Annotated in this window: 23 protein-coding genes; 6 read left to right on the top strand and 17 right to left on the bottom strand. The window is 64.8% G+C overall.

Annotated elements, in window-relative coordinates; all coding sequences use genetic code 11:
- Nucleotides 1-201 precede the first annotated feature (201 nt).
- Nucleotides 202-1,377 (top strand): phage major capsid protein, encoded by a 1,176-nt coding sequence (locus tag ABIB49_RS12310; protein WP_282359864.1) that lies wholly within the window; start codon nucleotides 202-204, stop codon nucleotides 1,375-1,377.
- Between the two features lie 184 nt (nucleotides 1,378-1,561).
- Here ABIB49_RS12310 and ABIB49_RS12305 read toward each other — a convergent pair whose 3' ends face one another.
- Together ABIB49_RS12305 and ABIB49_RS12300 are read right to left on the bottom strand one after the other, a co-directional pair.
- Entirely contained in the window at nucleotides 1,562-2,272 is a 711-nt protein-coding gene (locus ABIB49_RS12305; RefSeq protein ID WP_282359865.1) for an HIRAN domain-containing protein, read from the bottom strand.
- Between the two features lie 210 nt (nucleotides 2,273-2,482).
- Nucleotides 2,483-2,725: a helix-turn-helix domain-containing protein gene (locus tag ABIB49_RS12300; RefSeq protein ID WP_282359866.1), complete on the bottom strand. Its 243-nt coding sequence runs from the start codon at nucleotides 2,723-2,725 to the stop codon at nucleotides 2,483-2,485.
- Between the two features lie 172 nt (nucleotides 2,726-2,897).
- On the opposite strand from ABIB49_RS12300, the gene ABIB49_RS12295 reads away from it, so the two are divergent.
- Nucleotides 2,898-3,785 (top strand): hypothetical protein, encoded by an 888-nt coding sequence (locus tag ABIB49_RS12295; protein ID WP_354157119.1) that lies wholly within the window; start codon nucleotides 2,898-2,900, stop codon nucleotides 3,783-3,785.
- Between the two features lie 26 nt (nucleotides 3,786-3,811).
- Here ABIB49_RS12295 and ABIB49_RS12290 read toward each other — a convergent pair whose 3' ends face one another.
- From ABIB49_RS12290 to glnA, 8 genes are all read right to left on the bottom strand, one after another.
- Complete coding sequence (locus tag ABIB49_RS12290) at nucleotides 3,812-4,603, bottom strand: hypothetical protein (RefSeq protein WP_282359868.1); 792 nt, start codon at nucleotides 4,601-4,603, stop codon at nucleotides 3,812-3,814.
- 297 nt (nucleotides 4,604-4,900) lie between these two features.
- A complete protein-coding gene (locus ABIB49_RS12285; protein WP_226773310.1) occupies nucleotides 4,901-5,101 on the bottom strand; it encodes a death domain-containing protein in 201 nt (66 codons plus the stop codon).
- Nucleotides 5,102-5,175: 74 nt separating this feature from the next.
- Nucleotides 5,176-5,691, bottom strand: a complete 516-nt coding sequence (locus ABIB49_RS12280; RefSeq protein ID WP_226773311.1) for a GNAT family N-acetyltransferase — start codon at nucleotides 5,689-5,691, stop codon at nucleotides 5,176-5,178.
- A 51-nt stretch (nucleotides 5,692-5,742) separates the two neighbouring features.
- Nucleotides 5,743-6,159, bottom strand: coding sequence for a VOC family protein (locus ABIB49_RS12275; protein WP_226773312.1), 417 nt, complete (start codon nucleotides 6,157-6,159; stop codon nucleotides 5,743-5,745).
- Nucleotides 6,160-6,223: 64 nt separating this feature from the next.
- Nucleotides 6,224-6,973, bottom strand: a complete 750-nt coding sequence (locus ABIB49_RS12270) for an amino acid ABC transporter ATP-binding protein (protein ID WP_226773313.1) — start codon at nucleotides 6,971-6,973, stop codon at nucleotides 6,224-6,226.
- Nucleotides 6,970-8,400, bottom strand: a complete 1,431-nt coding sequence (locus tag ABIB49_RS12265; protein ID WP_354157138.1) for an amino acid ABC transporter substrate-binding protein/permease — start codon at nucleotides 8,398-8,400, stop codon at nucleotides 6,970-6,972. The genes ABIB49_RS12270 and ABIB49_RS12265 overlap by 4 nt, the downstream gene beginning before the upstream one ends.
- A gap of 202 nt (nucleotides 8,401-8,602) precedes the next feature.
- Complete coding sequence (locus ABIB49_RS12260) at nucleotides 8,603-11,614, bottom strand: bifunctional [glutamine synthetase] adenylyltransferase/[glutamine synthetase]-adenylyl-L-tyrosine phosphorylase (protein WP_354157118.1); 3,012 nt, start codon at nucleotides 11,612-11,614, stop codon at nucleotides 8,603-8,605.
- A 9-nt stretch (nucleotides 11,615-11,623) separates the two neighbouring features.
- Nucleotides 11,624-12,964, bottom strand: coding sequence for a type I glutamate--ammonia ligase (gene glnA, locus ABIB49_RS12255; RefSeq protein WP_226773315.1), 1,341 nt, complete (start codon nucleotides 12,962-12,964; stop codon nucleotides 11,624-11,626).
- Nucleotides 12,965-13,217: 253 nt separating this feature from the next.
- Between glnA and panB the strand changes: the two genes are divergently transcribed.
- Nucleotides 13,218-14,123 carry a 3-methyl-2-oxobutanoate hydroxymethyltransferase gene (gene panB, locus ABIB49_RS12250; RefSeq protein ID WP_226773316.1) on the top strand — a complete coding sequence of 302 codons (906 nt, stop codon included), beginning with the start codon at nucleotides 13,218-13,220 and terminating at the stop codon, nucleotides 14,121-14,123.
- Nucleotides 14,124-14,288: 165 nt separating this feature from the next.
- Here panB and ABIB49_RS12245 read toward each other — a convergent pair whose 3' ends face one another.
- On the bottom strand, nucleotides 14,289-14,453 hold the full coding sequence (locus ABIB49_RS12245; RefSeq protein WP_253033137.1) for an SPOR domain-containing protein: 165 nt from the start codon (nucleotides 14,451-14,453) through the stop codon (nucleotides 14,289-14,291).
- Between the two features lie 74 nt (nucleotides 14,454-14,527).
- On the opposite strand from ABIB49_RS12245, the gene map reads away from it, so the two are divergent.
- Both map and ppgK read left to right on the top strand, forming a co-directional pair.
- The gene (map, locus tag ABIB49_RS12240) at nucleotides 14,528-15,406 is read left to right on the top strand and encodes a type I methionyl aminopeptidase (RefSeq protein ID WP_226773318.1); all 879 of its coding nucleotides are present in this window, start codon (nucleotides 14,528-14,530) and stop codon (nucleotides 15,404-15,406) included.
- An 84-nt stretch (nucleotides 15,407-15,490) separates the two neighbouring features.
- Nucleotides 15,491-16,294, top strand: coding sequence for a polyphosphate--glucose phosphotransferase (ppgK, locus tag ABIB49_RS12235; RefSeq protein WP_283480641.1), 804 nt, complete (start codon nucleotides 15,491-15,493; stop codon nucleotides 16,292-16,294).
- Between the two features lie 145 nt (nucleotides 16,295-16,439).
- Here ppgK and nrdR read toward each other — a convergent pair whose 3' ends face one another.
- The 3 genes from nrdR to ABIB49_RS12220 form a co-directional block, all read right to left on the bottom strand.
- Nucleotides 16,440-16,931: a transcriptional regulator NrdR gene (nrdR, locus tag ABIB49_RS12230; protein WP_226773320.1), complete on the bottom strand. Its 492-nt coding sequence runs from the start codon at nucleotides 16,929-16,931 to the stop codon at nucleotides 16,440-16,442.
- A 137-nt stretch (nucleotides 16,932-17,068) separates the two neighbouring features.
- The gene (hisD, locus tag ABIB49_RS12225; protein WP_283480638.1) at nucleotides 17,069-18,460 is read right to left on the bottom strand and encodes a histidinol dehydrogenase; all 1,392 of its coding nucleotides are present in this window, start codon (nucleotides 18,458-18,460) and stop codon (nucleotides 17,069-17,071) included.
- A gap of 64 nt (nucleotides 18,461-18,524) precedes the next feature.
- Nucleotides 18,525-19,163 (bottom strand): hypothetical protein, encoded by a 639-nt coding sequence (locus ABIB49_RS12220; RefSeq protein WP_283480636.1) that lies wholly within the window; start codon nucleotides 19,161-19,163, stop codon nucleotides 18,525-18,527.
- 209 nt (nucleotides 19,164-19,372) lie between these two features.
- Between ABIB49_RS12220 and ABIB49_RS12215 the strand changes: the two genes are divergently transcribed.
- Complete coding sequence (locus ABIB49_RS12215; RefSeq protein ID WP_226773332.1) at nucleotides 19,373-19,831, top strand: flavin reductase family protein; 459 nt, start codon at nucleotides 19,373-19,375, stop codon at nucleotides 19,829-19,831.
- 27 nt (nucleotides 19,832-19,858) lie between these two features.
- On the opposite strand, the gene dnaE is transcribed toward ABIB49_RS12215, so the two are convergent.
- The 3 genes from dnaE to lspA all read right to left on the bottom strand — a co-directional run bounded on the left by dnaE (nucleotide 19,859) and on the right by lspA (nucleotide 25,159).
- Nucleotides 19,859-23,416 carry a DNA polymerase III subunit alpha gene (gene dnaE, locus ABIB49_RS12210; RefSeq protein WP_283480634.1) on the bottom strand — a complete coding sequence of 1,186 codons (3,558 nt, stop codon included), beginning with the start codon at nucleotides 23,414-23,416 and terminating at the stop codon, nucleotides 19,859-19,861.
- 80 nt (nucleotides 23,417-23,496) lie between these two features.
- Nucleotides 23,497-24,585 carry an RluA family pseudouridine synthase gene (locus ABIB49_RS12205; protein ID WP_283480633.1) on the bottom strand — a complete coding sequence of 363 codons (1,089 nt, stop codon included), beginning with the start codon at nucleotides 24,583-24,585 and terminating at the stop codon, nucleotides 23,497-23,499.
- The gene (gene lspA / locus ABIB49_RS12200; RefSeq protein WP_283480632.1) at nucleotides 24,575-25,159 is read right to left on the bottom strand and encodes a signal peptidase II; all 585 of its coding nucleotides are present in this window, start codon (nucleotides 25,157-25,159) and stop codon (nucleotides 24,575-24,577) included. The genes ABIB49_RS12205 and lspA overlap by 11 nt, the downstream gene beginning before the upstream one ends.
- Nucleotides 25,160-25,236: the final 77 nt, after the last annotated feature.

Below are 25,236 nucleotides of genomic sequence, written 5' to 3'. Positions count from 1 at the left end.
CGTCCGTCGAACAACGATCCCGCCAGGACAGTGTGCCCGCCAGCCGCGGCACCGGGACCGGGTCAAGACCGAGGACGCCCTTTTGCGGGGCGTCAAGGTCGAGGGCCCAGGACCCGGGCCCGGACCGTGGAGCCCGCCCGGTGTACTCCCTCACTCACTCGTGCCGGGATCCGGCGCACACCTGCCCTGGAGGGCTGACTCATGACGACCACACGAATTGATAATCTGCGGATTTCCGCTGCCACTGAAGCGAAATCCGCCCGGGCCATTGCCGAAAAGGCCATGGCCGCGGGACGGGACCTTTCCGCCGCTGAACAGTCCACGTTCGACGGGCACATGGCGAAAGCCTACGACCACCTGGACTCCTTGAAATCGGCGAAGTCTGACCGGGATATCCTCGCTCAGGCCCGGGCCCTCGCGGACGAAATCGACGGCGGCGGATCCGGACGCCGGAAAACGGGCCGGAGCCCCTGGGCGAAGTCCACGGCTGACCTCATGGACAAGGCCCTGACCGGCGGAATCGACGGGGAAAAGTCCCTGGTCAGTGGTTCAATCGGCGTGGCCGTTCCCCTGGTCACTGACATTGTCGCGCTCTCGGAAGCGCCGCGGACCCTCCTGGACCTGATCCCGGTCAAGCCCCTGGCCGGCGGCTTCGGGACGGGCAACAGCTTTTCCTATCTGAAGCAGACCGTACGGACGAACAACGCGGCCCCCGTCGCGGACAACGCCGTGAAACCAACGTCGGTGTACACGATCGCGGAAGTCGAGGACCGCTGCCGCGTGATCGCACACCTGACCGAACCGACGCCGATCCGGTACTTCGCGGACCACGAGAACCTCGAGCGCTTCCTGGAAACGGAACTCGAGGCCGGGCTGTATCAGGCACTCGAAACGCAGATCGTCTCCGGTGACGGGCTCGGGGAGAACTTCGAGGGCATCCTGGCGACGTCCGGAATCATCACCCAGGCATTCGCCGTCGACGCGCTCACATCGATCCGCAAGGCGATCACGAGCCTGGAAGTCATCGGCGTGATCCCGACGGCGCTGGTCCTGAATCCCACGGACGCCGAGGCGCTGGACCTGCTCCGGGACTCCGGGGCAACGGGCCGGTATCTCCTCGCGGATCCGGCAGGAGACGGCGGACAGAATCTCTGGTCCATCCCGCGGGTCCGGTCGAACGCGGTGGCCGCCGGCACGGCGATCCTCGCTGACTGGACACAGTCCGAGCTGGTCGTCCGTGAGGGCGCGACTCTGGCCGTGGACCGTTCCGGCGTGCTGTTCACCAAGAACCAGGCAATCCTCCGGCTCGAAGGCAGGTTCGGGTTCGCGGCGCACCGGCCCGGGGCACTCGCCGAAATCCACCTGGCCGCAGCCTAGCCAGGGACGGCGTCAACCTCACTCCCGGGGATCAGTCCATGATCCTGGAGAAGGATGGAGAAGCGGGGCCCCCTGGCATGGAGGGCCGTGACGCTCTCCAGCGCCAACCTGATGACGGGCCGGAATGCCTCCTCAAGAAGATCCCGGCCCGTCATCCATCACCTGCGTCCTTCGCTGACAGTATCTAGGGCCGGCGGAGGTGGGCGAGAATTTCCGGCGTGGTCAGCAGAACCCGGGGTGACGCAGCTTTCGATTGAAGGACGATCCCCTCCAGTTTTTGTCCGCTGTCCAGCAGCTGTGCCACCCATTTGGCGCGCTGCTTGTTCACGTAACCGACCTTGGTGGCGGAACGGCCAATCGTGATTGCGACGGCGTTTGCATCGTGCTCGTTGTCCGCTTCACGGCACATCCCGACGCTTTGGCCGTTCCGGAACTTGAACGGTTTGTCCAGATCCTCGTAGTAGGCCATGCCGACGACGCGGAACGCGAAGATCTGGTAGTGGCGCAGCGCAAGATTCTTATAGTCCATGAGCTGTCCGTCGGGAAACGCCAGGTCCAAACCATTATTCGACGACACAAGCCTGAGGGGCGGCAGGCCGTCAGGCCCGGCCTCCAGCTGCGCTTTCGCCTCGGCGTCCGGCATGTACCCGGCGCGGTATCCCTTGACGGTCTGGCCGGCGGCCTTTGCCCGGACCCTCTCAGCGGCATAGAACCTAGCCGTTGCCTCGGACTGCCTGAAGGATTCGGCGGACGGCGCTGGCTCCGCTTCCTGCTGTCTGGCCGGTTCCGGAACCGGCTCCGCGTCGCGGCGAATGGACGGGTCCAGGACCGGCTCCCGCGACTCGGTGGACTTCGTGCTCACTAGTGCCGATTTGAACCGCTCCCATATCCCCATGGCCTGACTATAACCGGAGCACCATCTCCCGACGGGTAAGGGCGCAGGAGGGGCCACCGCTCACGATTTGCGGCCCCCTCCGCCGATAGCAGGCCATATCCCCCCGAAAGGGTAGCCGGGGTCGGGCGCGCGTGCCGGACCCTGCCTAAGTCGTCTAGTCACTATGTACGGCGCGTGACGGGCGCGAGGTGCGCCGGACGCCGTCGTTCCCTAGCCGGCTAGGCGGGCATCTGCCCGTTGCAACAGAACATGCGGAGCAACATCCAGGGATTCAGCGACCTTGAAGAAGGTCGGCAACGGAATGCTGCGGTGGCCCTTCAGATATCGGCTCAGTGTGGCGGCTTCGATGCCGACGGCGTCGGCCAGGTCTTTCTGTTCCATGCCGCGCTCGGTGAGCTCCACTCTGATCTGTCTCGAAAGTGAGGCCTCGAGGCGTTCGGCGTAAGTGTTCATATGACCAAGAACAATACCGCTTTCCCGCACGAGCACCGGCTCTTGCGGGTCTGCGAGATCGCGCCGACCCTCCACTCACAATCCGCCAACGTGGGCCCGGCCAGTTGTCATGATTGGCCGGGCCTTCCCCTTAGGTCTGTCTAACACTGATGCGGCGGCTAGGATCCAAGGCATGGGGATACTCGATCGATTTAAGAAAAGTTCCAATCCGCTGGCGGAAACCGCAACCGCCATATTGGGTTGGGGTAACCAGAAACTCGTTGCTTCTACTACCGGAGGCCCACCTGTTCGCGCCACGGGAAGTAGGACTGAGGCCGTGGAGCTTCCTTACGCGCGCCCAGGAATATCATGCGCGGGGACGGCCTACTTCTTAGACACGGTGGCGAAAATGCCGCTGGGAGAAACGGAAATCACCTTCGAAGTGAGGACGAACTCGAAAGACTTTCATCCTCCGCTGACGAGCGCCCACATCTTCTGGAAGGGCAAGCCCATTGGCTACATGGGTTCGGTCGAAGACGACGCCCTGTCGAAGGTCCTCCAGTCCGCCGGCCCAGTCGGACAGGCTTTCACAGCCAAAGCCTTCGTGGGCACGAGAAAAGTCATGGAACTCAGCGCTGCCAACAGCGAGATTGAAGACCGCAAAACAGTTAGGGCCATGATCCCCGCCCCGGATCTACTACGTGAGTGGTTCAAATCCACGCCACAGCAGCGCGCGCAAATGGAACTCGACAGCCTGCAAGAAAACGTCTCGCTCAAGGAAAAGCAGAAGTATCAGGCCCAATTGTCGGCGCTGTCCCGGAAGTACAGGGAAGGGACTTTTACTGCGGTGATAGATATTGAGCTCGAGCCTTCAGGTAAGTACAAGGGCCAAGAATGCCTGGTGTTCAGCGCCGAAGGTCTCCCATTTGGAAAGATTGGGGCGCGGTACACGGACCAACACGCAAACTTGTTCGACTCCGTCCTACGGCATGGCACCAAGACCTGCTTGGCGCGGGTACTGACAAGCAACTATGAACCCAACGATCTCTATGCCACGGCTTCCATCAAGGTCTTCTCCTGAGGTAGCGCTCGCCGCGTCCCCTGGAACTAAGAGGCCGCGGGGCCCGTAGCTCCTGCGCCCTGGCGTTGCGCCAGCCATGAGCCGTCTGTTGGGATCTGGAGTCGCTCAAGGAACTCGTTTGCCAGTGGGCCCTTGGTGTACACCGGCCTGTACTTGGAGCCTCCACTGACGCCCCATCGGGCCCGATCGTGTGGGGTGAGCTCTTCGTAAGGTATTTCCCGAAGCAATCCGACGGATATCAGCGTGTTCAGAAGGATATTCACTGTTGCGGATAATCCCAGGCGCCCTCGGAGCTCACTCCGGTTCCACAACCGGGCATACCCCTGTCCTGGATATTCGGGATCCATCTCAAAGAGAGCCAGTACCAAGCGGACGTGCGGCGCTTCAATTTGGGAGAACAGATCTATCCAAATGGCAGATTCGTCCACGAGCGCGTCGTCCCTGGCCAAGTCACCAACTGCCCGGCCAAGCGCCTTGATCTTTTCGTCTAGTGCTGTCCTCCGCGCCGCGTCGCATGCGGCCACAAAGCTAAGCAGGCGTTCGGGATCGTTCTCGACGGTTGCAGTGAAGTCTTCGAACTCCATACCTGAAGAAAGGCGAGCCTGACCCATCATCGTGTCGAGGTTTATTTGCTGATGGGCGTAGAGCCGCGGCCCCATAGCCTTGATGAAAGTTGCCCCGCCAGCCACCCAGGGGGCGAGGGGCGGCGCTGCTCCACCGATCGCAGCCGCTACGGTATCGATGGCAGTGTCGACGACTATTTTCGAGATGCCCGTGGTTCCTACCTGGCCGCCCGCACCGGGGTCATGTTCAGTCACCTGCCAAGGATAGCCATCCTTGGAAGACTCCATCGGGAAGCGCGACGAGCTCTGGCTTTGAGTCCGCAGAAAGTCCGCAGGAAGTCCGCAAGAGCCCAGTCTGCACCCATCGCCGACAACCACTAATTCCCCGGAATCTGGCGGATTCCAACGCTTCTCAAGCATGGCCAATAACCGTTGTTTAGTTCGAGCTGTACTACGGCGTCTAGGGCTTCCCGGCTTTCCGCAGTCCAGACGACGGCCCCCACCTTCCGGTGGGGGCCGTCGTTGTTTAATCAATTGCCGCCCGTTTGTCGGTCAGCGCTTGCCGTACTTCCTGTGCACTGCCTGCTTGCTCACGCCAAGGCAGGTTGCTATGGCTTCCCACGAGAGTCCCGCCCGGCGGGCGCGCAATACCGTTTCCGTCTCGGTGCGTGCCACCTCCTTGCGAAGTTCGGCCACAGCGTACAGCGCCTCCGCCGGACCCTTGCCGTCCATTGAACCGATCAGTGTTTCCATCAGACACCTCCTGGCGTCGAAGTTAGTTGACGAAGGCCCAAAAGTCAATGAAAGTTGACAAGAGGCTGCGACCATCAGAACGATCGGTAGAAGGTCCGCTGCGGTCCCGCGTCGCCGCCCAGATACTGGCCGTGGTCCGTGAAACCCGCGTTGCGGTAGGCGGCCCGGCCTGCGGGGTTAGCGTTGTTGACGGACAGCACCACGCCGGCCTGCGCGCCGCCGAGGGTGGCGGTGAGATGAGCTGCCGCCCGGACGGCCGCCGCAGCCGCCGCGGTGCCCAGGCCGCGGCCCTGCCGGTAGCGGTCGATCAGGAAACCGCGCAGCAGCCAAACGGAGTCGTCGTCGGCCCAGCCAGCCAGGGTCGCGGCCCCGCTCTGCAGCGTCAGGACCCCGACGGCGGCTCCGTTCCAGTCAATCGCGTACGGGTGCCGGGAGTCCTCTTCGAGCGCGATCAGCACCATCCGCAGCGGGTCACCAACGAACCTCTGCTGCTCTTCGGTGACGTTCAGTTCGGCGATTTCGCCCAATTTGATGGCGCGCGCGTCGTCGTCGAGGTTCTTCAGTGGCAGCAGCCACACAAGTTCAGGCATACCAAAAGCGTACCCACCCTGGCCGGATAGCAGCCGGGAGCCCGGATCGCCTCAGAGCGCCGCATCCTTGGGCGGCCCGGCCGGGTCCATCCAGAAGACCTCCCAGAGGTGGCCATCCGGGTCCTGGAAGCTGTGGGTGTACATAAAGCCGTAGTCCTGGGCTTCTTCGGACGGGGTTCCGCCGGCAGTCAGGGCGGTCCTGACCAGCTCGTCCACGGCCTCGCGGCTGGCCAGGGAAAAGGACATAATGGCCTCGGTGGCGCTGCGGGCATCAGCGACGGGCTTGGCGGTAAAGGTCTTGAAGTATGCCTCGACGAGCAGCATCACAAAGGCATCGTCGTTGACAATCATGCACGTGGCGTTTTCGTCGGTGAAGTCAGGGTTGAAGGAAAAACCCAGTGCGCTGAAGAATGCGACCGACTTTTCCAGGTCCCTGACGGGGAGGTTGAGGAACATTTGCTTGGCCATGGCCCAAAATTAGCACCGTCACCCGGCGCCTGCCAGCCCCAACGCTCCCCCTCAGGAGCGTGGGTCAGAGCACCTTGGAGAGGAAATCCCGGGTCCGCTGCTGCTGGGGGTTACCGAAGAGCTCCTCCGGGGCCCCCTCTTCACAAATGACACCGTCCGCCATAAAGAGGACCCGGTCCGCTACTTCGCGGGCGAAGCCCATCTCGTGGGTGACAAGCACCATTGTCATGCCCTCGGCCGCCAGGTCCTTGATGACCTGGAGCACTTCGCCGACCATCTCAGGGTCCAAGGCCGAGGTCGCCTCATCGAAGAGCATAATGTCCGGATTCATCGCCAAGGCACGGGCGATTGCCACCCGCTGCTTCTGGCCACCGGAAAGTGACACCGGCCGGGCATCCGCTTTCTCGGCCAGCCCCACACGCTTGAGCAGCTTGACTGCGTTGGCCAGGGCCTCGCCCTTGCCCTGCTTTTTGGATTCCACCGGCGCGAGCATGATGTTCTCAAGCACGGACATGTGCGGGAACAAGTTGAAATGCTGGAAGACCATACCAACGTGCCTGCGGACTTCGTTGATGTCCACCTTGGGGTCCGTGACGTCGAAGCCGTCCACCGTGACCTGGCCGGCGGTGACGTCTTCAAGCTTGTTGAGGCAGCGCAGGAAGGTTGACTTGCCCGAACCCGAGGGTCCGATGACGCAAACGACCTCGCCTTCGCCAACTTCGGCGGTGATGCCTTTGAGGACCTCGTTTGATCCGAAGGACTTCTTCAGCCCGCGGACGGAGATTTTACTGGGTGCAGTGACTGCCGTGCTCATTTGTTGAACCTCTTATCCGCGACGTTGGCCAGCTTGGTCAGCAGCATAATTACCACGAAGTACAGGACCGCCACGATCAGCAGCGTTTCGGTGATCCGGAAATTTCCTGCGTAGATCTGCTGGCCCTGATAGAGAAGTTCGGCGAAGCCGATGGCCAGCAGCAGGGAACTGTCCTTGAGCATGATGATCAGCTGGTTGATCAGTGACGGTGTCATAATCTTGAAGGCCTGCGGGACCACCACCTTTTGCATCGACTTGGCGTAGCCCAGGCCGAGGCTGCGGCTGGCTTCGAGCTGGCCAGGGTCCACGGACTGGATGGATCCCCTGACGATCTCGGTAATGTATGCGCCGGAGTTCAGGCTGAGGGTCAGCACACCGGCGACCCAGATGTCGATCGGCGCACCGGTAAGCTGCGGGATGCCGAAGTAGAAGAAGAAGGCCCAGACCAGCAGCGGCGTGCCGCGAAAAATGCTGACGTAGGTGGTGGCAATACCACGCAACACGAGGCTGGTCGAGATCTTCAGGAAGGCCATCAGCAGGCCGACGACCATGGCGACGGCGAACGAAATTCCGGTGACCAGGACTGTGTTTCCCAACCCCTTCAGCAGTGCCGGGAAGCTGTTGATCAGGAGGTCCCAGAAGCTGGACTCGACGGCCTGGGCCGGGTCCTTGAGGTACTTGTCGAGGATTTCCTGGTACTTGCCGCTCGATTTCAGGTCCGCGAGGCCGGTGTTGAAGGCCTGCAGCAGTTCAGGGTTCTGGCCCTTATTAACGGCGAATCCGTAGGAGCCGCCCTTTTCCTTCTCGGACACCGCCTTAAGGCCGTTGTTCTGGCTGATGCCATAGGCCAGGACCGGGTAGTCATCAAAGACCGCGACGGCGTTGCCGGATTTGACCAGCTCGTACATCGTGGCGGACTGGTCCAGCGACTTGACCGTAAAGCCGTACTGTCCTGCGATGGACTTGGCGAACGTCTCCCCTTCGCTGCCGGTCTTGGCCGTGACGGTCTTGTCCTTAAGGTCTCCGTAGCCCTTAATGTCCGTGTTGGCTTTCGCGACAGCCATCTGGACGCCCGACTCGAAATAGGGTTCGGAAAAGTCGTAGATCTGCTTGCGCTGATCCGTGATGGACATTCCGGCTATGACACCGTCCACCTGGTTGGAGGACAGTGCCTGCAGTGCGGCGTTAAAGCCAAGCGACTTGATCTCGACGGCAAAACCCTGGTTCTTGGCGATCTCCCGGATAATGTCCATGTCGATGCCGGTCAGCTCGCCGCCGGTGTCGCGGAATTCAAACGGGGCGAAGGTGGTGTCCGTGCCGATGACGAATGTCTTTCCGGACAGGCTCGACGGCGTCGCGCCGGCCTGTGCCGCGGCTGGTGCTGCGGAGTCCGGTGCCGCGGCTGCGCCGGCGGCACCGAAGAACATTGCTGCAACTGCGAGCAAGGCTCCGATTACAGCGGTGGTCCGCCCTCTGGCGGCCCCGTTCTGCTGTGTTCTGGGCAAGAGTAACAACCCCTTGTTGATGAGCGGATGGAGTGCACGGCCAGACACGCAAAGCCCGGCCAGACATCCCTAGAGATTACCCGCATTCACCGGTCCGGACAGCGGCTGATCCAGAACGGCGGCGTTACTGGCCGTAGAAGACCCGTTCGAAGACCCCACGCGCCCGGCGGCTCAGCCGCAGGTAGTCCTCCTCGAGGGCTGCGGCGTTCCCCTGCCCGTAGCCGCACCAGCGGGCCACGGCTTCCAAATCCCGGCGCGAGGACGGCAGCACGTCCGAGGCCCTGCCGGTCCAGACCACATTGGCCGACCGGATCCTGCTGGCCAGCCGCCAGGCCCGGAGCAGGATCACCACATCGCCCGCTTCGAGCAGTCCGACGGCGGCAGCTTCCTCGAGTGCCTCGACGGTGGAGGTCGTCCGCAAACCGGGATGTTTCCCGGCGTGCTGCAACTGCAGCAGCTGGGCCAGCCACTCGACGTCGCTGAGGCCGCCGCGGCCCAGTTTCAGGTGCCTGGCGGGGTCCGCGCCGCGGGGCAGCCGCTCAGCTTCCACCCGGGCCTTGACCCGGCGGACCTCACGTGCATCCTGCTCGGAAAGCAGCTCCGGGTAGCGGACCGGGTCGATGAGCGCTACGAAGTCAGCGGCAAGCACGTCGTTGCCGGCCATCGGGCGGGCGCGGAGCAGCGCCTGCGCCTCCCACACCAGTGACCACCGGCGGTAATACTCCGCGTAGGACTCCAGCGACCGCACCATGGGACCGCTTTTGCCTTCGGGCCGCAAATCGGCGTCCACCAGCAGCACGCGTTCGGCGAGGATGGCAGGCTTCAGCGGCTGGGTCAGCAGGCTGGAGAGCCTGCTGACGATCTGCAGCGCCTGGTCCTGGGCCTCTGCCTCGGGGACACCCGGCAGCCCCCGGTGCACATACATCACATCCGCGTCCGAGCCGTAGCCGATCTCCCGGCCGCCCTGCCGGCCCATGGCGACCACCAGCACGTCCGTCTTGAGCGGCGCCCCGGCAGCCACCACGGACTCCGCGACGCGCAGGGCACCCAGGACCGCGGCCCGGTCGGTGTCCGCCAGCGCCGCGCCGACCTGGTCCTGGTCCAGCAGCCCGGCGCTGTCCGCGATCGCAATCCGCAGGATCTCCCGCCGCCGGATCAGCCGGATCAGCCGCATGGCGCTTTCCGGCTCCGCGTGCCGGGACATCTTCGACGCGATCTCAAGCCACTGTGCCGCGAAAGTCAGCGGGACCAGTTCCTTGTCCGAGCCAAGCCACGCCACAGATTCCGGCGACACTTCCAGCAGGTCGGCAATCAGCCGGGAGTTGGAGAGCACGTGGCAGAGCCGCTCGGCGGCCGCCGTTGAATCCCGCAGCATACCGAGGTACCAGTGGGTGGTTCCGAGCGCCTCGCTGACCCTGCGGAAGGCCAGCAGGCCGGCGTCGGGGTCCACGCCCTCCGCGAGCCAGCCGAGCAGGATCGGCAGCAGCTGCCGCTGGAGCGCAGCCCGGCGGCTCACACCGCCGGTGAGTGCCTCGATGTGCCGCATGGCGCCCCTCGGATCGAGGTACCCCAAGGCGGCGAGGCGCCCCTGCGCGGCTTCCGGGCTGAGCCGGGCTTCCTCGCTGCTTAGCGCTGCGGCCGTGTTGAGCAGCGGACGGTAGAAGATGCGTTCGTGCAACTCCCGCACGGAGCGTTTGGTCTTGCGCCAGACCGCGACCAGGGCGTCTGGTTTGGGCCGTTCGCTGGAGAAAGGCCCCAGCATAGCTTTGGCGAGGGCCCGCAGCGAGGCTTCCTTGACAGGCATCAGGTGGGTACGGCGCAGCTGGAAGAGCTGGATCCGGTGTTCAAGCAGCCGGAGGTAGCGGTAGGCGCGATCAAACTCGGCGGCATCGGAGCGCCCGATGTAGCCGCCGGCTGACAAAGCGGCGATAGCCGAAGTGGTGTCCCGGCACCGGAGGGACTCATCGGATTTGCCATGCACTAGCTGCAGCAGCTGGACAGTGAATTCCACGTCCCGCAGCCCTCCCCGGCCCAGCTTGATCTGCCGCTGCTCCTCCTCGGCGGGAATGTTTTCGGTGACCCGTCGGCGCATGGAGCGGACGGACTCTACGAAACCTTCACGGCCGGCGGATGACCAGACCAGCGGGGCAATGGCTGCCTCGTACCGTGCGCCGAGCCCGGCGTCCCCGGCAATGGTCCGGGCTTTGAGCAGGGCCTGGAATTCCCAGCTCTCGGCCCAGCGTGCGTAGTAGCTCTCGTGCGAGGCAAGGGTTCTGACCAGCGGTCCGGATTTGCCCTCCGGACGCAGGTTCGCGTCCACCTCCCACAGCCCGGGTTCCCGGCCCGTGGACATAATGGCCCGGGATATACCGGCCGCCAGGGCCGTGCCGATCGTGTTGGCCCGCGAATCGTCAAGCGAGCCGGACTCGATGACGTAGATGACGTCGACGTCGGAAATGTAGTTCAGTTCCCGGGCGCCGCACTTGCCCATACCGATCACGGCCAGCCCGACGTCGGCCACTTCGGCCGCGCTGAACTGCTCGCCAGCTTCGGCCCGGGAGACCGCCAACGCTGCCTCGATTGCCGCGCCGGCGAGATCGGCGAGTTCGGCGCCGGCGGCCGGCATAAAGTCCAACGGGTCCGCGGCACAGATGTCTTTGACGGCGAGCTCCACCAGGCCGCGCCGGTACTCCGTGCGCAATGCCTCGTAGCCCTCCTGCCCGGTCACCAACGCGACTGGGCGGCTGGATTTCGGATCGGCCCGCACGGAACGCAGCAGCCGATCGCGCAGCACCGCCGTCTCTGCCTCCCGCGGTTCGGGGCCGGCCTTCACGTCGAAGGCGTTCAGGTGCTCCGGATGGCGGATGAGGAACTCGCCGAGCGCCTCGGACGCACCCAAAACCCGGTACATGGGCTCGCTGCGGTCCAGGTCCGCGACTGCCAGCCGGCGCAGATCGTGGTGTTTTTCGATCAGCCTGACCAGTGACTGCAGGGCCGTGTCAGGGTTCGCGGCAAGCTGCAGGCCGGCGAAAAGGATGTCCTGGTCCAGGCCGTCCAGCTCCGGGGCGGCCAGGAACCTTTCGCTCTTCTCCAGATCGCTGAAACCCGCGGCTATCAGGCGTCGTGCCAGACTCACCCGGGGCGCCTAGAGGATGCCGAGGTTGCGCTGCAGTTCGTAGGGCGTGACCTGAAGACGGTAGTCCTGCCACTCGGCCCGCTTGTTGCGCAGGAAGTGCTCGAATACCTGCTCGCCGAGGATCTGGGGCATCAGTTCGGAGTCCTCCATCGACCGGATGGCGTCGTGCAGGCTGGCCGGGAGCGGGTCGTGGCCCATCGCCCGGCGCTCCGCCGAACTCAGCGACCAGATGTCGTCCTCGGCCGCGGGCGGGAGCTGGTAGCCCTCCTCAATGCCCTTCAGCCCGGCACCGAGCAGCACGGCGTAGGCCAGGTAGGGGTTGGCCGCCGAGTCGATGCCGCGGTACTCAATCCGGGCGGACTGGCCCTTGCCTGGTTTGTACAGCGGAACCCGGACCAGCGCGGAGCGGTTGTTGTGTCCCCAGCTGAGGTAGCTGGGGGCTTCTCCGCCGCCCCAGAGCCGCTTGTAGGAGTTCACAAACTGGTTGGTGACAGCGGTGAACTCCGGGGCGTGTTTGAGGATGCCGGCGATGAACTGCCGGGCCGTTTCGGAGAGCTGGAATTCCGCCCCCGCCTCGTAGAACGCGTTGGTGTCGCCTTCGAAGAGCGAAAAGTGCGTGTGCATGCCCGAACCCGGGTGGGCAGTGAAGGGTTTGGGCATAAAGGTGGCGTAGGTGCCCTGCTGCAGCGCTACCTCCTTGATCACCGTGCGGAAGGTCATGATGTTGTCCGCGGTCTGCAGCGCATCCGCATAGCGCAGGTCGATTTCGTTCTGGCCCGGGCCGGCCTCGTGGTGGCTGAATTCAACCGAGATGCCGACGGATTCGAGCATGGTCACGGCGGTGCGGCGGAAGTCCTGCGCCACCCCGCCCGGAACGTGGTCGAAGTAGCCGCCCTCGTCCACGGGGACGGGGGAACCGTCCGGGCCCGGCTGCTGGGACTTGAGCAGGTAGAACTCGATCTCGGGGTGGGTGTAGCAGGTGAAGCCCATGTCCGCGGCCTTGGCCAGGTTGCGCTTGAGGACATTGCGGGGATCAGCAGCCGACGGTTCGCCGTCGGGCGTCAGGATATCGCAGAACATCCGGGACGTTGCCTCGGTCTCGCCGCGCCACGGCAGGATCTGGAACGTGGCAGGGTCCGGCTGGGCCAGCATGTCGGATTCGAAAACCCGGGCGAGGCCCTCGATCGAGGAGCCGTCAAAGCCAAGGCCTTCCTCAAACGCGCCCTCGACTTCAGCCGGGGCCAGCGCCACCGATTTCAGCGAACCGACGACGTCGGTGAACCACAACCGCACGAACCGCACGTCACGCTCTTCGATCGTCCGCAGGACAAACTCTTGCTGGCGGTCCATAGTGGCCTCTTTCCGGTTCTTTCGTCCGTGCCCCAGGCCCGTCATGCATGGATCCCGCAGCTGCTCAGGCTTCACTTTACTAATCATTGCCACCGAATGCTGGCACGGCTGCTGCGCGTAACACAGCGTTAACACCCGGACCCCGAAATTCGCCGCCGCAAGCCGCTGCGGCGAACGCGGTGTGACGTGATTCACCCGGGCGCGGGCCGGAAGCCGGTAGCTAGGACACGCGCTATCGCACTACGCTCGTGCCATGGCCACAAGCAACAACACCGATTCCAGCATGCCCGCAGAACTAGCCGCACCCTACGGCAGCGGCCCGGCGGCGCCTGCCGCGGGCCAGGAGCCGGTCACCCGGAAGCCGGTGGCCCGGGTCCGCACCCACCACCTGCGCCAGGCGAAACTCAACGGTGAACGCTTTGCCATGCTGACCGCCTACGACCAGTACACGGCGGAAATCTTTGACCAGGCCGGCATCGAAGTCCTGCTGGTGGGCGACTCGGCGTCCAACAATGTCTTTGGCAATGAGACGTCCCTGCCCGTCACGGTCGATGAGCTGCTCCCGTTGTGCCGGGCGGTGGCCCGTTCGGCCAAGCGCGCCCTGGTGGTGGCGGATCTTCCCTTTGGCAGCTACGAGGTCTCTGCCCAGCAGGGGGTGGCCACCGGAGTCAGGTTCCTCAAGGAAGGCCTCGCCCACGCGGTCAAGATCGAGGGCGGACAGTTCTATGCCGAAACCGTCCGGGCCATGGTCCAGGCCGGCATTCCGGTGATGGCGCACATCGGTTTTACCCCGCAAAGCGAGCATGCCCTCGGTGGCTACCGGGTGCAGGGCCGCGGCGATGACGCCCAGCGCCTGATCGACGATGCCGTCGCCCTGGCCGACGCCGGGGCGTTCTGCGTGTTGATGGAAATGGTGCCCGCCGCGACAGCGGCAGCCGTGGACGCCGCCGTCGAGGTCCCCACCATCGGCATCGGCGCCGGCAACGCCACCACCGGCCAGGTACTCGTGTGGCAGGATATGGCGGGACTGCGCGGCGGCAAAATGGCCAGGTTCGTCAAGCAGTACGCTGACCTGCGGACTTCACTCAGCGACGCCGCGAAGGCCTACGGCGAGGACGTACGCACCGGCCAGTTCCCCGGCCCCGAGCACTCGTTCTAGCGGACACCCGTTCCGGCGCGCCTTTTCCGGCGCGGCCGTTCCGACGGGCCCCCGTTCCGACGGGCGCCCGTTCCAGCGGGCGCCCGGCCAGGGAGCAGGTGTCCCCGGCGGCGTGCCGGACCCCGGATGCCGGCGCGCAGGACCAGCCTGCTCAGTGTGGGCCGCCTAGTCGTCGTCGCCCTTTTCCCACGATTCGTTGCGGGCTTTGACTTTCTCGAGCGCGTGTTCTGCTTCGTCGCGCGTTGCGTACGGGCCGATCAGCTGGCTCCAGTCGGACATGGCGTCCTCTTCAACCTTATGGGTGGTGACGTTGTACCAGTACTCGGGCATGGATTCTCCTCAGCTGGTGTGGCTTTGTTCGGATTTGTTTCTGCGCCTCCGGCCGCGCCTTATATGATCAATGTATGCCTTCCCTAGCCTCGACTGCACCCATCGGCACGCTGGTCCCGGGAGCTGTCAGTCCTCAGCTTCCCGTTCCGGCCTCGATCCCGCGCCCCGAATACGTGGGCAAACCCGCGCCGGCCAAGTTCACCGGCTCTGAGGTCAAGCAGGCGGAGACGATCGAGAAGATCCGCACCGCCTCCCGGATTGCCGCGCAGGCCATCGTGGAGGTCGGCAGGCACATCGTGCCCGGCGTCACGACCGACCAGCTGGACCGGGTGGGCCACGAATTCCTGCTGGACCACAACGCGTATCCATCGACTTTGGGCTACCGCGGCTTTCCCAAGTCGCTGTGCTCGTCCTTGAACGAAGTCATCTGCCATGGCATCCCGGACAGCACTGTGGTCCGGGACGGTGACATCGTCAACATCGACATCACCGCCTTTATCGGCGGCGTGCACGGCGACACCAACTACACCTTCCTTGCCGGCGACGTGGATGAGGAATCCCGCCTGCTGGTTGAGCGCACGCAGGAATCCCTGAACCGCGCGATTCGTGCGGTGGCCCCGGGCCGCGAAATCAATGTCATCGGCCGAACTATTGAGTCCTACGCCAAGCGCTTCGGCTACGGCGTTGTCCGCGACTTCACCGGCCACGGTGTGGGCGAGGCCTTCCACACCGGCCTGATCATCCCGCACTACGACGCTGCCCCGGCCTACAACACGGTGATTGAGGCCGGCATGGTCTTCACGATTGAACCGATGTTGACGCTGGGCACCGTGGACTGGGACATGTGGGCCGACGACTGGACCGTCGTCACCCGTGACCGCAAACGCACTGCGCAGTTCGAGCACACCCTGCTTGTGACGGAGACCGGTGCCGAAGTGCTGACCCTCCCCTGATTGCCCCACAGAAGATCCCGGTCTTCGCATCTCGGCCCTGCGCCGATCCCTGCTAGCTCCGCCCCTGCCACGAACGGAACCACATTGGCCAAGAAGGACGAGAAGTCGACCAAAAACACCACGCTGATCGGCATCGACATCGGTGGTACCGGGATCAAGGGCGGAATCGTCGACCTGAAAAAGGGCAAGCTGCTCGGGGAGCGCCTGCGTATCCCCACCCCGCAGCCCTCCACCCCCGAATCCGTTGCCGATGTCGTGGCCCAGGTCGTTGCCGATTTGACGGCCCGGCCGGACGCGCCGGCACCGGACTCGCCGGTCGGTGTGACCTTCCCCGGCATCATCCAGCACGGCGTGGTCCACTCCGCCGCCAACGTGGATAAGTCCTGGCTGGAAATGGACATCGATGCCCTGCTGACCGCCCGCCTCGGGCGGCCGGTTGAGGTCATTAACGACGCCGATGCCGCCGGGCTGGCGGAGGCACGCTTCGGCGCCGGCGAGTCCGTCAAAGGAACCGTGCTGGTCATCACGCTCGGCACCGGGATCGGTTCAGCCTTTATCTTCGATGGCAAGCTTGTGCCGAATGCCGAACTCGGCCACCTCGAAATTGACGGATTTGATGCCGAAAGCAAGGCCTCAGCCGTTGCCCGGGAACGGGACGGACTGAGCTGGGAGGAGTACAGCGTTCTGCTGCAGCGCTACTTCTCCCACGTGGAATTCCTCTTCTCCCCCGAATTGTTCATCGTCGGAGGCGGCATCTCGAAGCGCGCCGACGAATACCTGCCGCGGCTGCAGCTGCGCACACCGATTGTGTCGGCCAAGCTGAAGAATGACGCCGGAATCGTCGGGGCGGCGCTCGAAATCGCGCTGCAGCACCAACTGGCCAAGTAGCCGGATGGGCTCTCACTCCGGGTTGTCCTGCGCGCTGGCGACGACCCGGAGTGGTGGGTCTTTTCTTGATTGGTGCCGGTGGTGGCCGCGGCTTCCCCTCCGCTGCCACCACCGGAGTCTGTGAGCCGGCGCTCCTGATACGCCCCTAGAGCGGGCTCTTCTGTTGGCTCTGGCCTTCGCGGGCCTTGCTTTCGGCTTCGTGGCGGAGCAGCGAAATGGCAGCCTCGAAGTCCTCGAGGGACTCGAAGGCCTGGTAGACACTTGCGAAGCGCAGGTAGGCCACCTCATCGAGCCGCTGGAGCGGGTTGAGGATTGCGAGACCCACTTCATGGGCATCGATTTCGGCGGCGCCGGCTGCCCGGATCGTCTCCTCGACTTCCTGGGCCAGCATGGCGAGGTCGTCCTCGGTGACGGGACGGCCCTGGCAGGCCTTGCGGACACCGTTGATGATTTTGCTGCGGCTAAACGGCTCGCCGACTCCGGAGCGCTTGATCACGCTCAGGCTGGTGGTCTCCACGGTGGTAAAACGCCGGCCGCACTCGGGGCACTGCCGGCGGCGGCGAATGGCCGAGCCATCGTCGGCTATCCGGCTGTCGACCACCCGCGAATCAGGGTTCCGGCAAAACGGGCAATACATCTCGTTCCGTCCCCTGTCGCAGACCGATGACCAAACGCGGGCGAACACCCGCGGTTCGGCGGAGCATTTTTGTCTCCACCATCAGTTTACGACTAGATGTAGGCGAATAACAATCCTGTAATTACTACATGTAGTGGTCAGGCGCCGCCGGCAAAGCGGGCGGTGACGGCTTCGCCGTGCGCCGGCAGATCCTCGGCTCCAGCCAGGCTCACGATGTGTCCGCTGACCTCTTCCAAGGCCGCGCGGGTGTAGTTAACCACCTGGATGGCGCGCAGGAAGGTGGTCACGTTCAACCCCGAGGAGAAGGCCGCGGTGCCGCTGGTCGGCAGCACATGGTTTGACCCGGCACAGTAGTCGCCCAGGCTGACCGGGCTGTAGTCGCCCACAAAGATCGCCCCGGCGCTGCGGATCCGGCCCGCGACACTGGCAGCGTCCGCCGTCATAATTTCCAGGTGTTCGGCCGCGTAGGCGTTGCACGCCGCAATGCCCTGGTCGAGGTTGTCCACCAGGACAACGCCGGACTGCGGACCGGAGAGCGCCTCGCGGACCCGGTCCCGGTGTTTGGTCAGGGCCGCCTGACGGTCCAGTTCCACCCGAACCGCGGCGGCGAGCAGCTCGGAATCCGTGACCAGAACTGACGCAGCTTTGGGGTCGTGCTCGGCCTGGCTGATCAGGTCCGCCGCGACGAGGTCCGGCCGGGCCGAATCGTCGGCCAGGATCGCAATTTCCGTTGTGCCGGCCTCGGAATCGATGCCCACAACACCTTTGACGAGGCGTTTGGCAGTGGCGACGAAGACGTTGCCGGGACCGGTGACAACGTCGACCGGGTCCAGTCCGGCGTTCCCCTCCGAGGCGGGGATGCCATAGGCGAACGCGGCGATCGCCTGGGCGCCGCCGATCGCGTAGACCTCGTTAATGCCCAGCAGGCATGCCGCGGCGAGGATCGTGGGGTGCGGGAGTCCGTTGAAGTCCTTTTGCGGCGGCGAAGCCAGGGCGATGGATTCGACGCCGGCCGCGAGGGCAGGAACAACGTTCATAATGACGGAGGACGGGTAGACCGCCAGCCCGCCGGGCACATAGAGTCCCACACGCGCTACCGGGACCCATTTTTGGCTGACCACCGCCCCGTCGCCGAGTTCGACATCGGTGTCGGCCGGCCGCTGGGCATCGGCAAAGCGCCGGGCACGTGAGATGGATTCTTCCAGTGCTGCCCGGACGTCGGGGTCGAGCCCGGCCAAGGCGTCCGTCAGTGCCCCGCCGGGAACCCGGGGGTGTGCTTGCTCGACGTCGTCGAACGTTCGGGCCAGTTCACTCAGCGCCTCGAAGCCCCCGGCGCGGACGGTGGCGATAATGCCCAGGACGGTCTGCTCCGCATCCGCCATGGCGCCGGCTTTTGCGCGGGGTACCGCGGCGCGGAGGCCGGCAAGTGTCAACCGCTGGCCGCGCAGGTCAACGGTACGGAAGGTGAGCCCGGCGGGGGCCGGGGGCGCAGTAGCGGCGGGCACGGAACTGTCAGCTGAAAGGGTCACCCGTTTATTTTACGGGTCCCGCGGGCACGTGCCGCGCCGCTCGTCGCCGGGTGGTTCCGGCTGGCTACTCCAGGGCTTCGGGGTCCGCACCGTGAGCCCCAGGCCCGCTTTCCGGAGCCGGTTTACTCCCGAGGGTGCTCAAAAAGATCGCAAGGGCAGTAGCGGCCGGCCACATTGTCAGGACCGCCACGGACCGCAGCGAAAAGGCGATACTGGCGTTCGCCGACGTGTCCTCGGGCGTTCCCCACCACAGGCCGCACAGCACGCCGGTCCCCCACGCGGCGAGTGCGCCGAGTGCGCCGGCACCCACTGCCACCAGGACCTCCCGGCTGGACGGCCCGTTATGCTTGCTGCCGGAAGCGACGGCACCGGAAATGCAGCCGGCCAGCAGCATCAGGGCCGCCAGGACCAGGTCCCGGGGCAGCCACCCTTCGGTGTTTGCCCCGCTGCGCAACTGCGGATCACCCGAGAGCAGGTTAAGGCCGGACGGGGCCAGGAGCCACCACAGCAGCCCCGCCGGCACACCGGCAGCAGCGATAACGGCAGCTTTACGCCACGTCACAACGCGCACGAGCGGCGGCGGTCCCGGCGCTGCGGCGGGAATACCCTGCCGGGATTCGGGACCCGGCATCCCGGCCGGTCCCTGCAGCGGGTCCTGCCGGGCGTGCTGCGGGAGCTGGCCATTGAGTGCGGGCTGTGTCATGGAACAAACTTTAACAAGCTTTTGGCCGGGCGGGCACACCACGCCGCACTGGGCCCGATGACCGTCCACATGACGCGTCGCGGGCAACAAGTACCGCGGCCGGGCGCTGAGAGAATACGCTGGCGGGGTAGGAATGACACAAATGTGCACCAGGGAGTGGGATTGCAGTGGCCGCAGAGGACCAAGCCTTCGAAAGTACTTTCAAGGAGATGTTCCGCCGGCACGCCGCCGGCGTGGCCATCATCACCGCCAACTTCAACGGCGTCCCCTTCGGCTTTACTGCAACATCTGTGGCCTCGCTCTCCGCGAAACCTCCCCGGTTCACCTTTAATATGGCCCGCACTTCCAGTTCCTGGCCGGCCGTCGCCAATGCGAAGTACATCGGCGTGCACATGCTGGGACTGGAGAACCAGGCGTTGGCCGACCGTTTTGCCAGGACCCGCGACCGCTTCGAGGGGGACCACTGGGTGCCAGGGCCCCATGAGGTGCCGGTCCTCAAGGACGTTGCCGGCTGGTTGATCGGCAAGGTCCAGATGCGGCTCTCCTTCGAGAACAACGCCGTTGTGGTGGTCGAGGTTGTGGGCGGCGAAGTCGGTGCCGACGGCGCCCCGCTGCTCTACCACTCCGGCTCCTACGGCCAGCCCGTGCCGCTCGACTACGAAATCTAGCCCGCCGGAGGCCCGCGCGGGCTGGCCTTAGCCGTCCAGGCAGGTCGGGCCCAGCAGCACCTTCAGATCTCCAAACAGCGACGGGCTGGGGTTGACCCGCAAGTGCACGGGCAGGCCCATAACTTCCACCCTGGCGTCACCTTGCAGGTGCAGCCTGACTTCGGATTTGCCGCGGTGGGTCCGCAGCACGTCGCCGAGCTCGGTCACAACTGCTTCGGTTGCCTTATGCGTCGGCATGGTGATCACCAGCGGGCCGTTGAGGCCCTCGCTGAGGTCCGGGACGGAGAGTTCCATGCAGTTCAATGCCACGGCGCCGTCATCGCGGCGCTGCAGCCGGCCCTTCACAACAACGATCAGGTCCTCTGCCAGCACGGAGGCGATCGGGCCATAGACCTGCCCGAAGAACATAACCTCGACGGAACCGCCGAGATCCTCGATCTCGGCCCGGGCGTAGGCATTACCGCTGGCCTTCGCGATCCGCCGGCTCAGCGAGGTGATCATGCCGGCACTGGTGACGATGGCGCCGTCGTGCGGGCCGTCTTCGGCGATGAGCGAGGTGATGGACTGGTCGGCATGCTGGCTCAGGACCCCTTCAAGGCCCTGCAGCGGGTGGTCCGAGACGTAGAGGCCGAGCATGTCCCGTTCGAAGGAGAGTTTGTCCTTCTTCTCCCATTCGGGGAGGTCCGGAATTTCGATGCTCAACGAGGCCTCGGACTCGGCCTCGTCGATTCCGGCGAACAGGTCGAACTGGCCGATTGCCTCGTTCCGCTTCAGGGTGATGACCGAATCGATGGCTTCTTCATGGATCATGGCCAGGGCGCGCCGGTGGTGGTTCAGCGAATCGAAGGCGCCGGCCTTGATCAGGGACTCGATGGTGCGCTTGTTGCACACCACAGCCGGTACCTTCATCAAGTAGTCCTTGAAGGAGGTGTAGGCCCCTTCTTTTTCGCGGGCCGCCACCATGGCTTCGACGGCGTTGACTCCGACGTTGCGGATGGCTCCCATGCCGAAGCGGATGTCCGTGCCCACCGGGGTGAAGTTCAGCGCCGACTCGTTGACGTCCGGCGGCAGCACCGTGATCCCCATACGGCGGCATTCGTTGAGGTAGATGGCCGACTTGTCCTTGTCATCGCCCACCGAGGTGAGCAGGGCTGCCATGTACTCCGGCGCATAGTGGGCCTTGAGGTAGGCGGTCCAGTAGGAGATCACGCCGTATGCAGCCGAGTGGGCCTTGTTGAAGGCGTAGTCGGAGAATGGCAGGAGGATGTCCCAGAGGGTCTTGACCGCGGCCATCGAGTAGCCGTTGTCCTGCATGCCCTGGGAGAAGCCGGCGAACTGCTTGTCGAGCTCGGATTTCTTCTTTTTGCCCATGGCGCGGCGCAGGATGTCGGCCTGGCCCAGGGTGTACCCGGCAAGCTTTTGCGCCACGGCCATCACCTGCTCCTGGTAGACGATCAGGCCGTAGGTGCCGCCGAGGATCTCGGCGAGCGGTTCCTCGAGCTCGGGGTGGATCGGGATGACGTCCTGGATCTTGTTCTTGCGCAGCGCGTAGTCTGTGTGCGCGTTGGCGCCCATGGGTCCGGGCCGGTAGAGGGCCAGGACGGCGGAGATGTCCTCGAAGTTGTCGGGCTTCATCAGCTTGAGCAGGGAGCGCATGGGCCCGCCGTCGAGCTGGAACACACCAAGGGTGTCGCCGCGGGCGAGCAGCTCGTAGGACGCCACGTCGTCCAGGGCCAGGGACTCCAGATCCAGCTCAATTCCGCGATTCATCGTGATGTTTTCCAGGGCGTCGGAGATGATCGTGAGGTTCCGCAGGCCCAGGAAGTCCATCTTGATCAGGCCCAGGCCCTCGGAGGTCGGGTAGTCGAACTGGGTGATGACCTGGCCGTCCTGGAAGCGGCGCATCACCGGGATCACGTCGATGATCGGGTCCGAGGACATAATGACGCCGGCCGCGTGGACACCCCACTGACGTTTCAGGCCCTCGATGCCGAGCGCCGTTTCGAACACCTTCGCGGCTTCGGGGTCGGTGGCGATCAGCTGCCGGAAGTCGCCGGCCTCGCTATAGCGTTTGGAGTCCTTGTTCTGGATATCTGCAAGCGGAATGTCCTTGGCCATCACCGCCGGCGGCAGCGCCTTGGTCAGCTGTTCACCCATGCTGAAGGGGTAACCCAGCACCCGGGAAGAGTCCTTGAGGGCCTGCTTGGTCTTAATGGTGCCGTAGGTGACGATCATCGCGACACGTTCGTCGCCGTATTTTCGCGTGACGTAGTCGATCACTTCGGAGCGCCGCCGGTCATCGAAGTCGACGTCGAAGTCAGGCATGGAGACCCGGTCCGGGTTGAGGAAGCGCTCGAAAATCAGGCCGTGGTGCAGCGGATCAAGGTCGGTGATGCGCATGGCATAGGCCACCATGGACCCGGCGCCCGAGCCGCGTCCGGGACCCACCCGGATGCCGTTGTTCTTGGCCCAGTTGATGAAGTCCGCCACCACCAGGAAGTAGCCCGGGAAGCCCATCGAGGTGATAACACCCAGCTCGTAGTCGGCCTGGGTGCGCACCTTGTCCGGAATGCCCTGCGGATAGCGGTACTGGAGTCCCTTGTCGACTTCCTTGACCAGCCAGGACGTTTCGTCCTCCCCGTCCGGGCACGGGAACCGGGGCATGTAGTTGGCGCCGGTGTTGAAGGACACTTCACAGCGCTCGGCGATCAGGAGCGTGTTATCGCATGCCTCGGGATGGTCGCGGAACAGCTCCCGCATTTCCTGCGGCGACTTCAGGTAGTAGCCGCTGCCGGAGAAAGCGAAGCGCGAGCCGCCGTTGTCGTACGTCGGCTCCAGAAGGGTGGAACCCGACTGGATGGCCAACAGTGCCTCGTGTGCCTTCGCGTCGTGCTCGTGTGTGTAGTGCAGGTCGTTGGTGGCCACCAGGGGAAGGTTCAGTTCCTTGGCCAGGCGCAGCAGGTCGCCGGTGACGCGGCGCTCGATGTCCAGGCCGTGGTCCATGAGTTCGCAGAAGTAGTTCTCGGCGCCGAAAATGTCGCGGAACTCGGCCGCGGCCTCGACGGCTTCCCGGTACTGGCCAAGCCGGAGCCGCGTCTGGACCTCGCCGGAGGGGCAGCCGGTGGTAGCGATCAGCCCTTCCGAGTAGGTGTTGAGCAGCTCACGGTCCAGCCGCGGCCATTTGCCGAAGACCGAGTCCAGTGAGGCGATCGAGGAGGCCCGGAAAAGGTTGCGCATGCCCACGTTGTTGTAGCTGAGCAGCGTCATGTGGGTATAGGCACCACCGCCGGAGATGTCATCCTTGCGCTGGTTCTCTTCGCCCCAGCGGACGCGGGTCTTGTCGGTGCGCGCGGTCCCGGGCGTCACGTACGCCTCGACGCCGATGATCGGCTTGATGCCCTGGTCCGTGGCCCGCTTCCAGAAGTCGAATGCCCCGAAGAGATAGCCGTGGTCGGTGGTGGCCAGGGCCGGCATGCCCAGCCGCTCGGTTTCGTCGAACAGCTCCCCCAACCGGGCCGCACCGTCCAACATGGAGTATTCGGTGTGGTTGTGGAGGTGCACGAACGAGTTGTTGCTGGAAGTCACCGGTTCATTCTAGTGCCGCGCACCGAGCTTTCGGCACGGAGCTCAGGCCGCACCGGCGGGCAGGCCAGGTGCTGGGCGGCTCAGGCCTGTCCCGACTCCAGGACTTCCAGCGCGTAGCGCAGGTCCTGCGGGTACTCACTGGTAACCGTAACCCGCTCCCCGGTCCGGGGATGATCGAAAGACAGCTGCCGGGCGTGCAGCCACTGCCGGGTCAGCCCCAGGGTGGCAGCCAGGCGCGGGTCCGCGCCGTACGTCAGGTCGCCGGCGCAGGGGTGGCGCAGGGCGGAGAAATGGACGCGGATCTGGTGCGTCCGGCCGGTCTCGAGGTGGACCTCCACAAGCGAGGCCTTTCCAAAGGCTTCAAGAACTTCGTAATGCGTGATGGAGTCCCGGCCGTCCTCGATGACCGCAAAACGCCAGTCGTGGCCTGGGTGACGGCCGATCGGCGCATCGATGGTGCCCGCCAGCGGCTCCGGAAGTCCCTGGACCACCGCGTGGTACACCTTGTCCACGGTGCGCTCCTTAAAGGCCCGCTTGAGCGCCGTGTACGCACGCTCCGTCTTGGCGACCACCATCACGCCCGAGGTCCCGACGTCGAGCCGGTGCACAATGCCCTTGCGTTCCGGCGAGCCTGAGGTGGAAATCCGGTAGCCGAGACCGGCGAGGCCGCCGACCACAGTGGGTCCCACCCAGCCGGGAGAGGGATGGGCGGCTACGCCGACCGGTTTGTCGATGACGACAAATTCGTCATCGTCCAGCAGGATGTCCAGGCCGTCCACTACTTCCTCCACAATTTCCAGGGGGTCCCGGCGTTCCGGGACAACAACGTCGAGCACGGCACCGGCGGCAAGCCTGAGCGACTTCCCCACCGCTTTGCCGTTGCTGCGGACGTGGCCTTCGGCGATTAACGTGGCTGCCTGCGAGCGGGAAATAGCCATCAGGCCCGCAAGTCCGGCATCTATTCGGGCGCCGGCGACGTCCGCCGGGACCACAAAGCGAAGCGCGGACGAGGCGGCCGGCGCGTCCTGCCCGCCGGGTGCGTCGGACCGGTCGGCGTCGTCGAGGTCTTCCGGGAGGATCACTCCCGGGACATGGCCGGCCGGGGCCGTCCACTCCGGAGTCACGGTATCTGGCGTGCCGTCGCCGGGCACGGTGTGATTAGGAGTCATGTTTTACCGTGTCCTTGGTCGGGTGTGAGCCGTCCAGGGCAATCCCGCGCAGCGTCAGCAGGCAGATAATTACCACGGCCGACACAACAGCGGAGTCCGCGATGTTGAAGATCGCAAAGTTGGGGAGCTGGATAAAGTCCACGACGTGGCCCATAGCGAAGGAGGGTTCGCGGAACAGCCGGTCCGTGAGGTTGCCCAGGGCGCCGCCCAGGAGCAGCCCAAGCGCCAGCGCCCACCAGAGCGAGCCCAGCTTGCGCAACTGCAGCAGGATGGCGATCGAGACGGCCGTCATAATGAGGGTAAACACCCAGGTGACGTTCTCACCGATCGAAAAGGCAGCACCGGAGTTCCGGATGTAGTACCAGTGCAGCAGCGGCGGGAGGACGGGGATCCTGTCGCCTTCGATCATGGTGGCCGTAACCCAAAGTTTGGTCAGCTGATCGAAGACATAGGCGAACGCCGCAAGACCGAAGAATACGGATAGCAGCAGGGCGCGCCGCGGCCGGTGGCCGGTGCGGCCTGCGTGGGCGGACGCAGCGTGCTGCGTTGCGTCAGGTGGGGGTGCGTCAGTCATAAGGCTTTCGTTCGCGAGCCAGTGCGGGCACTGGAATCCGGGTGCTTGGTCACGGCCGCGGCCGGAGCCGGCGGTTA

The organism is Arthrobacter sp. UYCu512 (assembly GCF_040547075.1).
Lineage (GTDB): Bacteria > Actinomycetota > Actinomycetes > Actinomycetales > Micrococcaceae > Arthrobacter.
The sequence above is the reverse complement of the archived record's forward strand: the minus strand, read 5'-3'. Positions and strand labels throughout refer to the sequence as shown.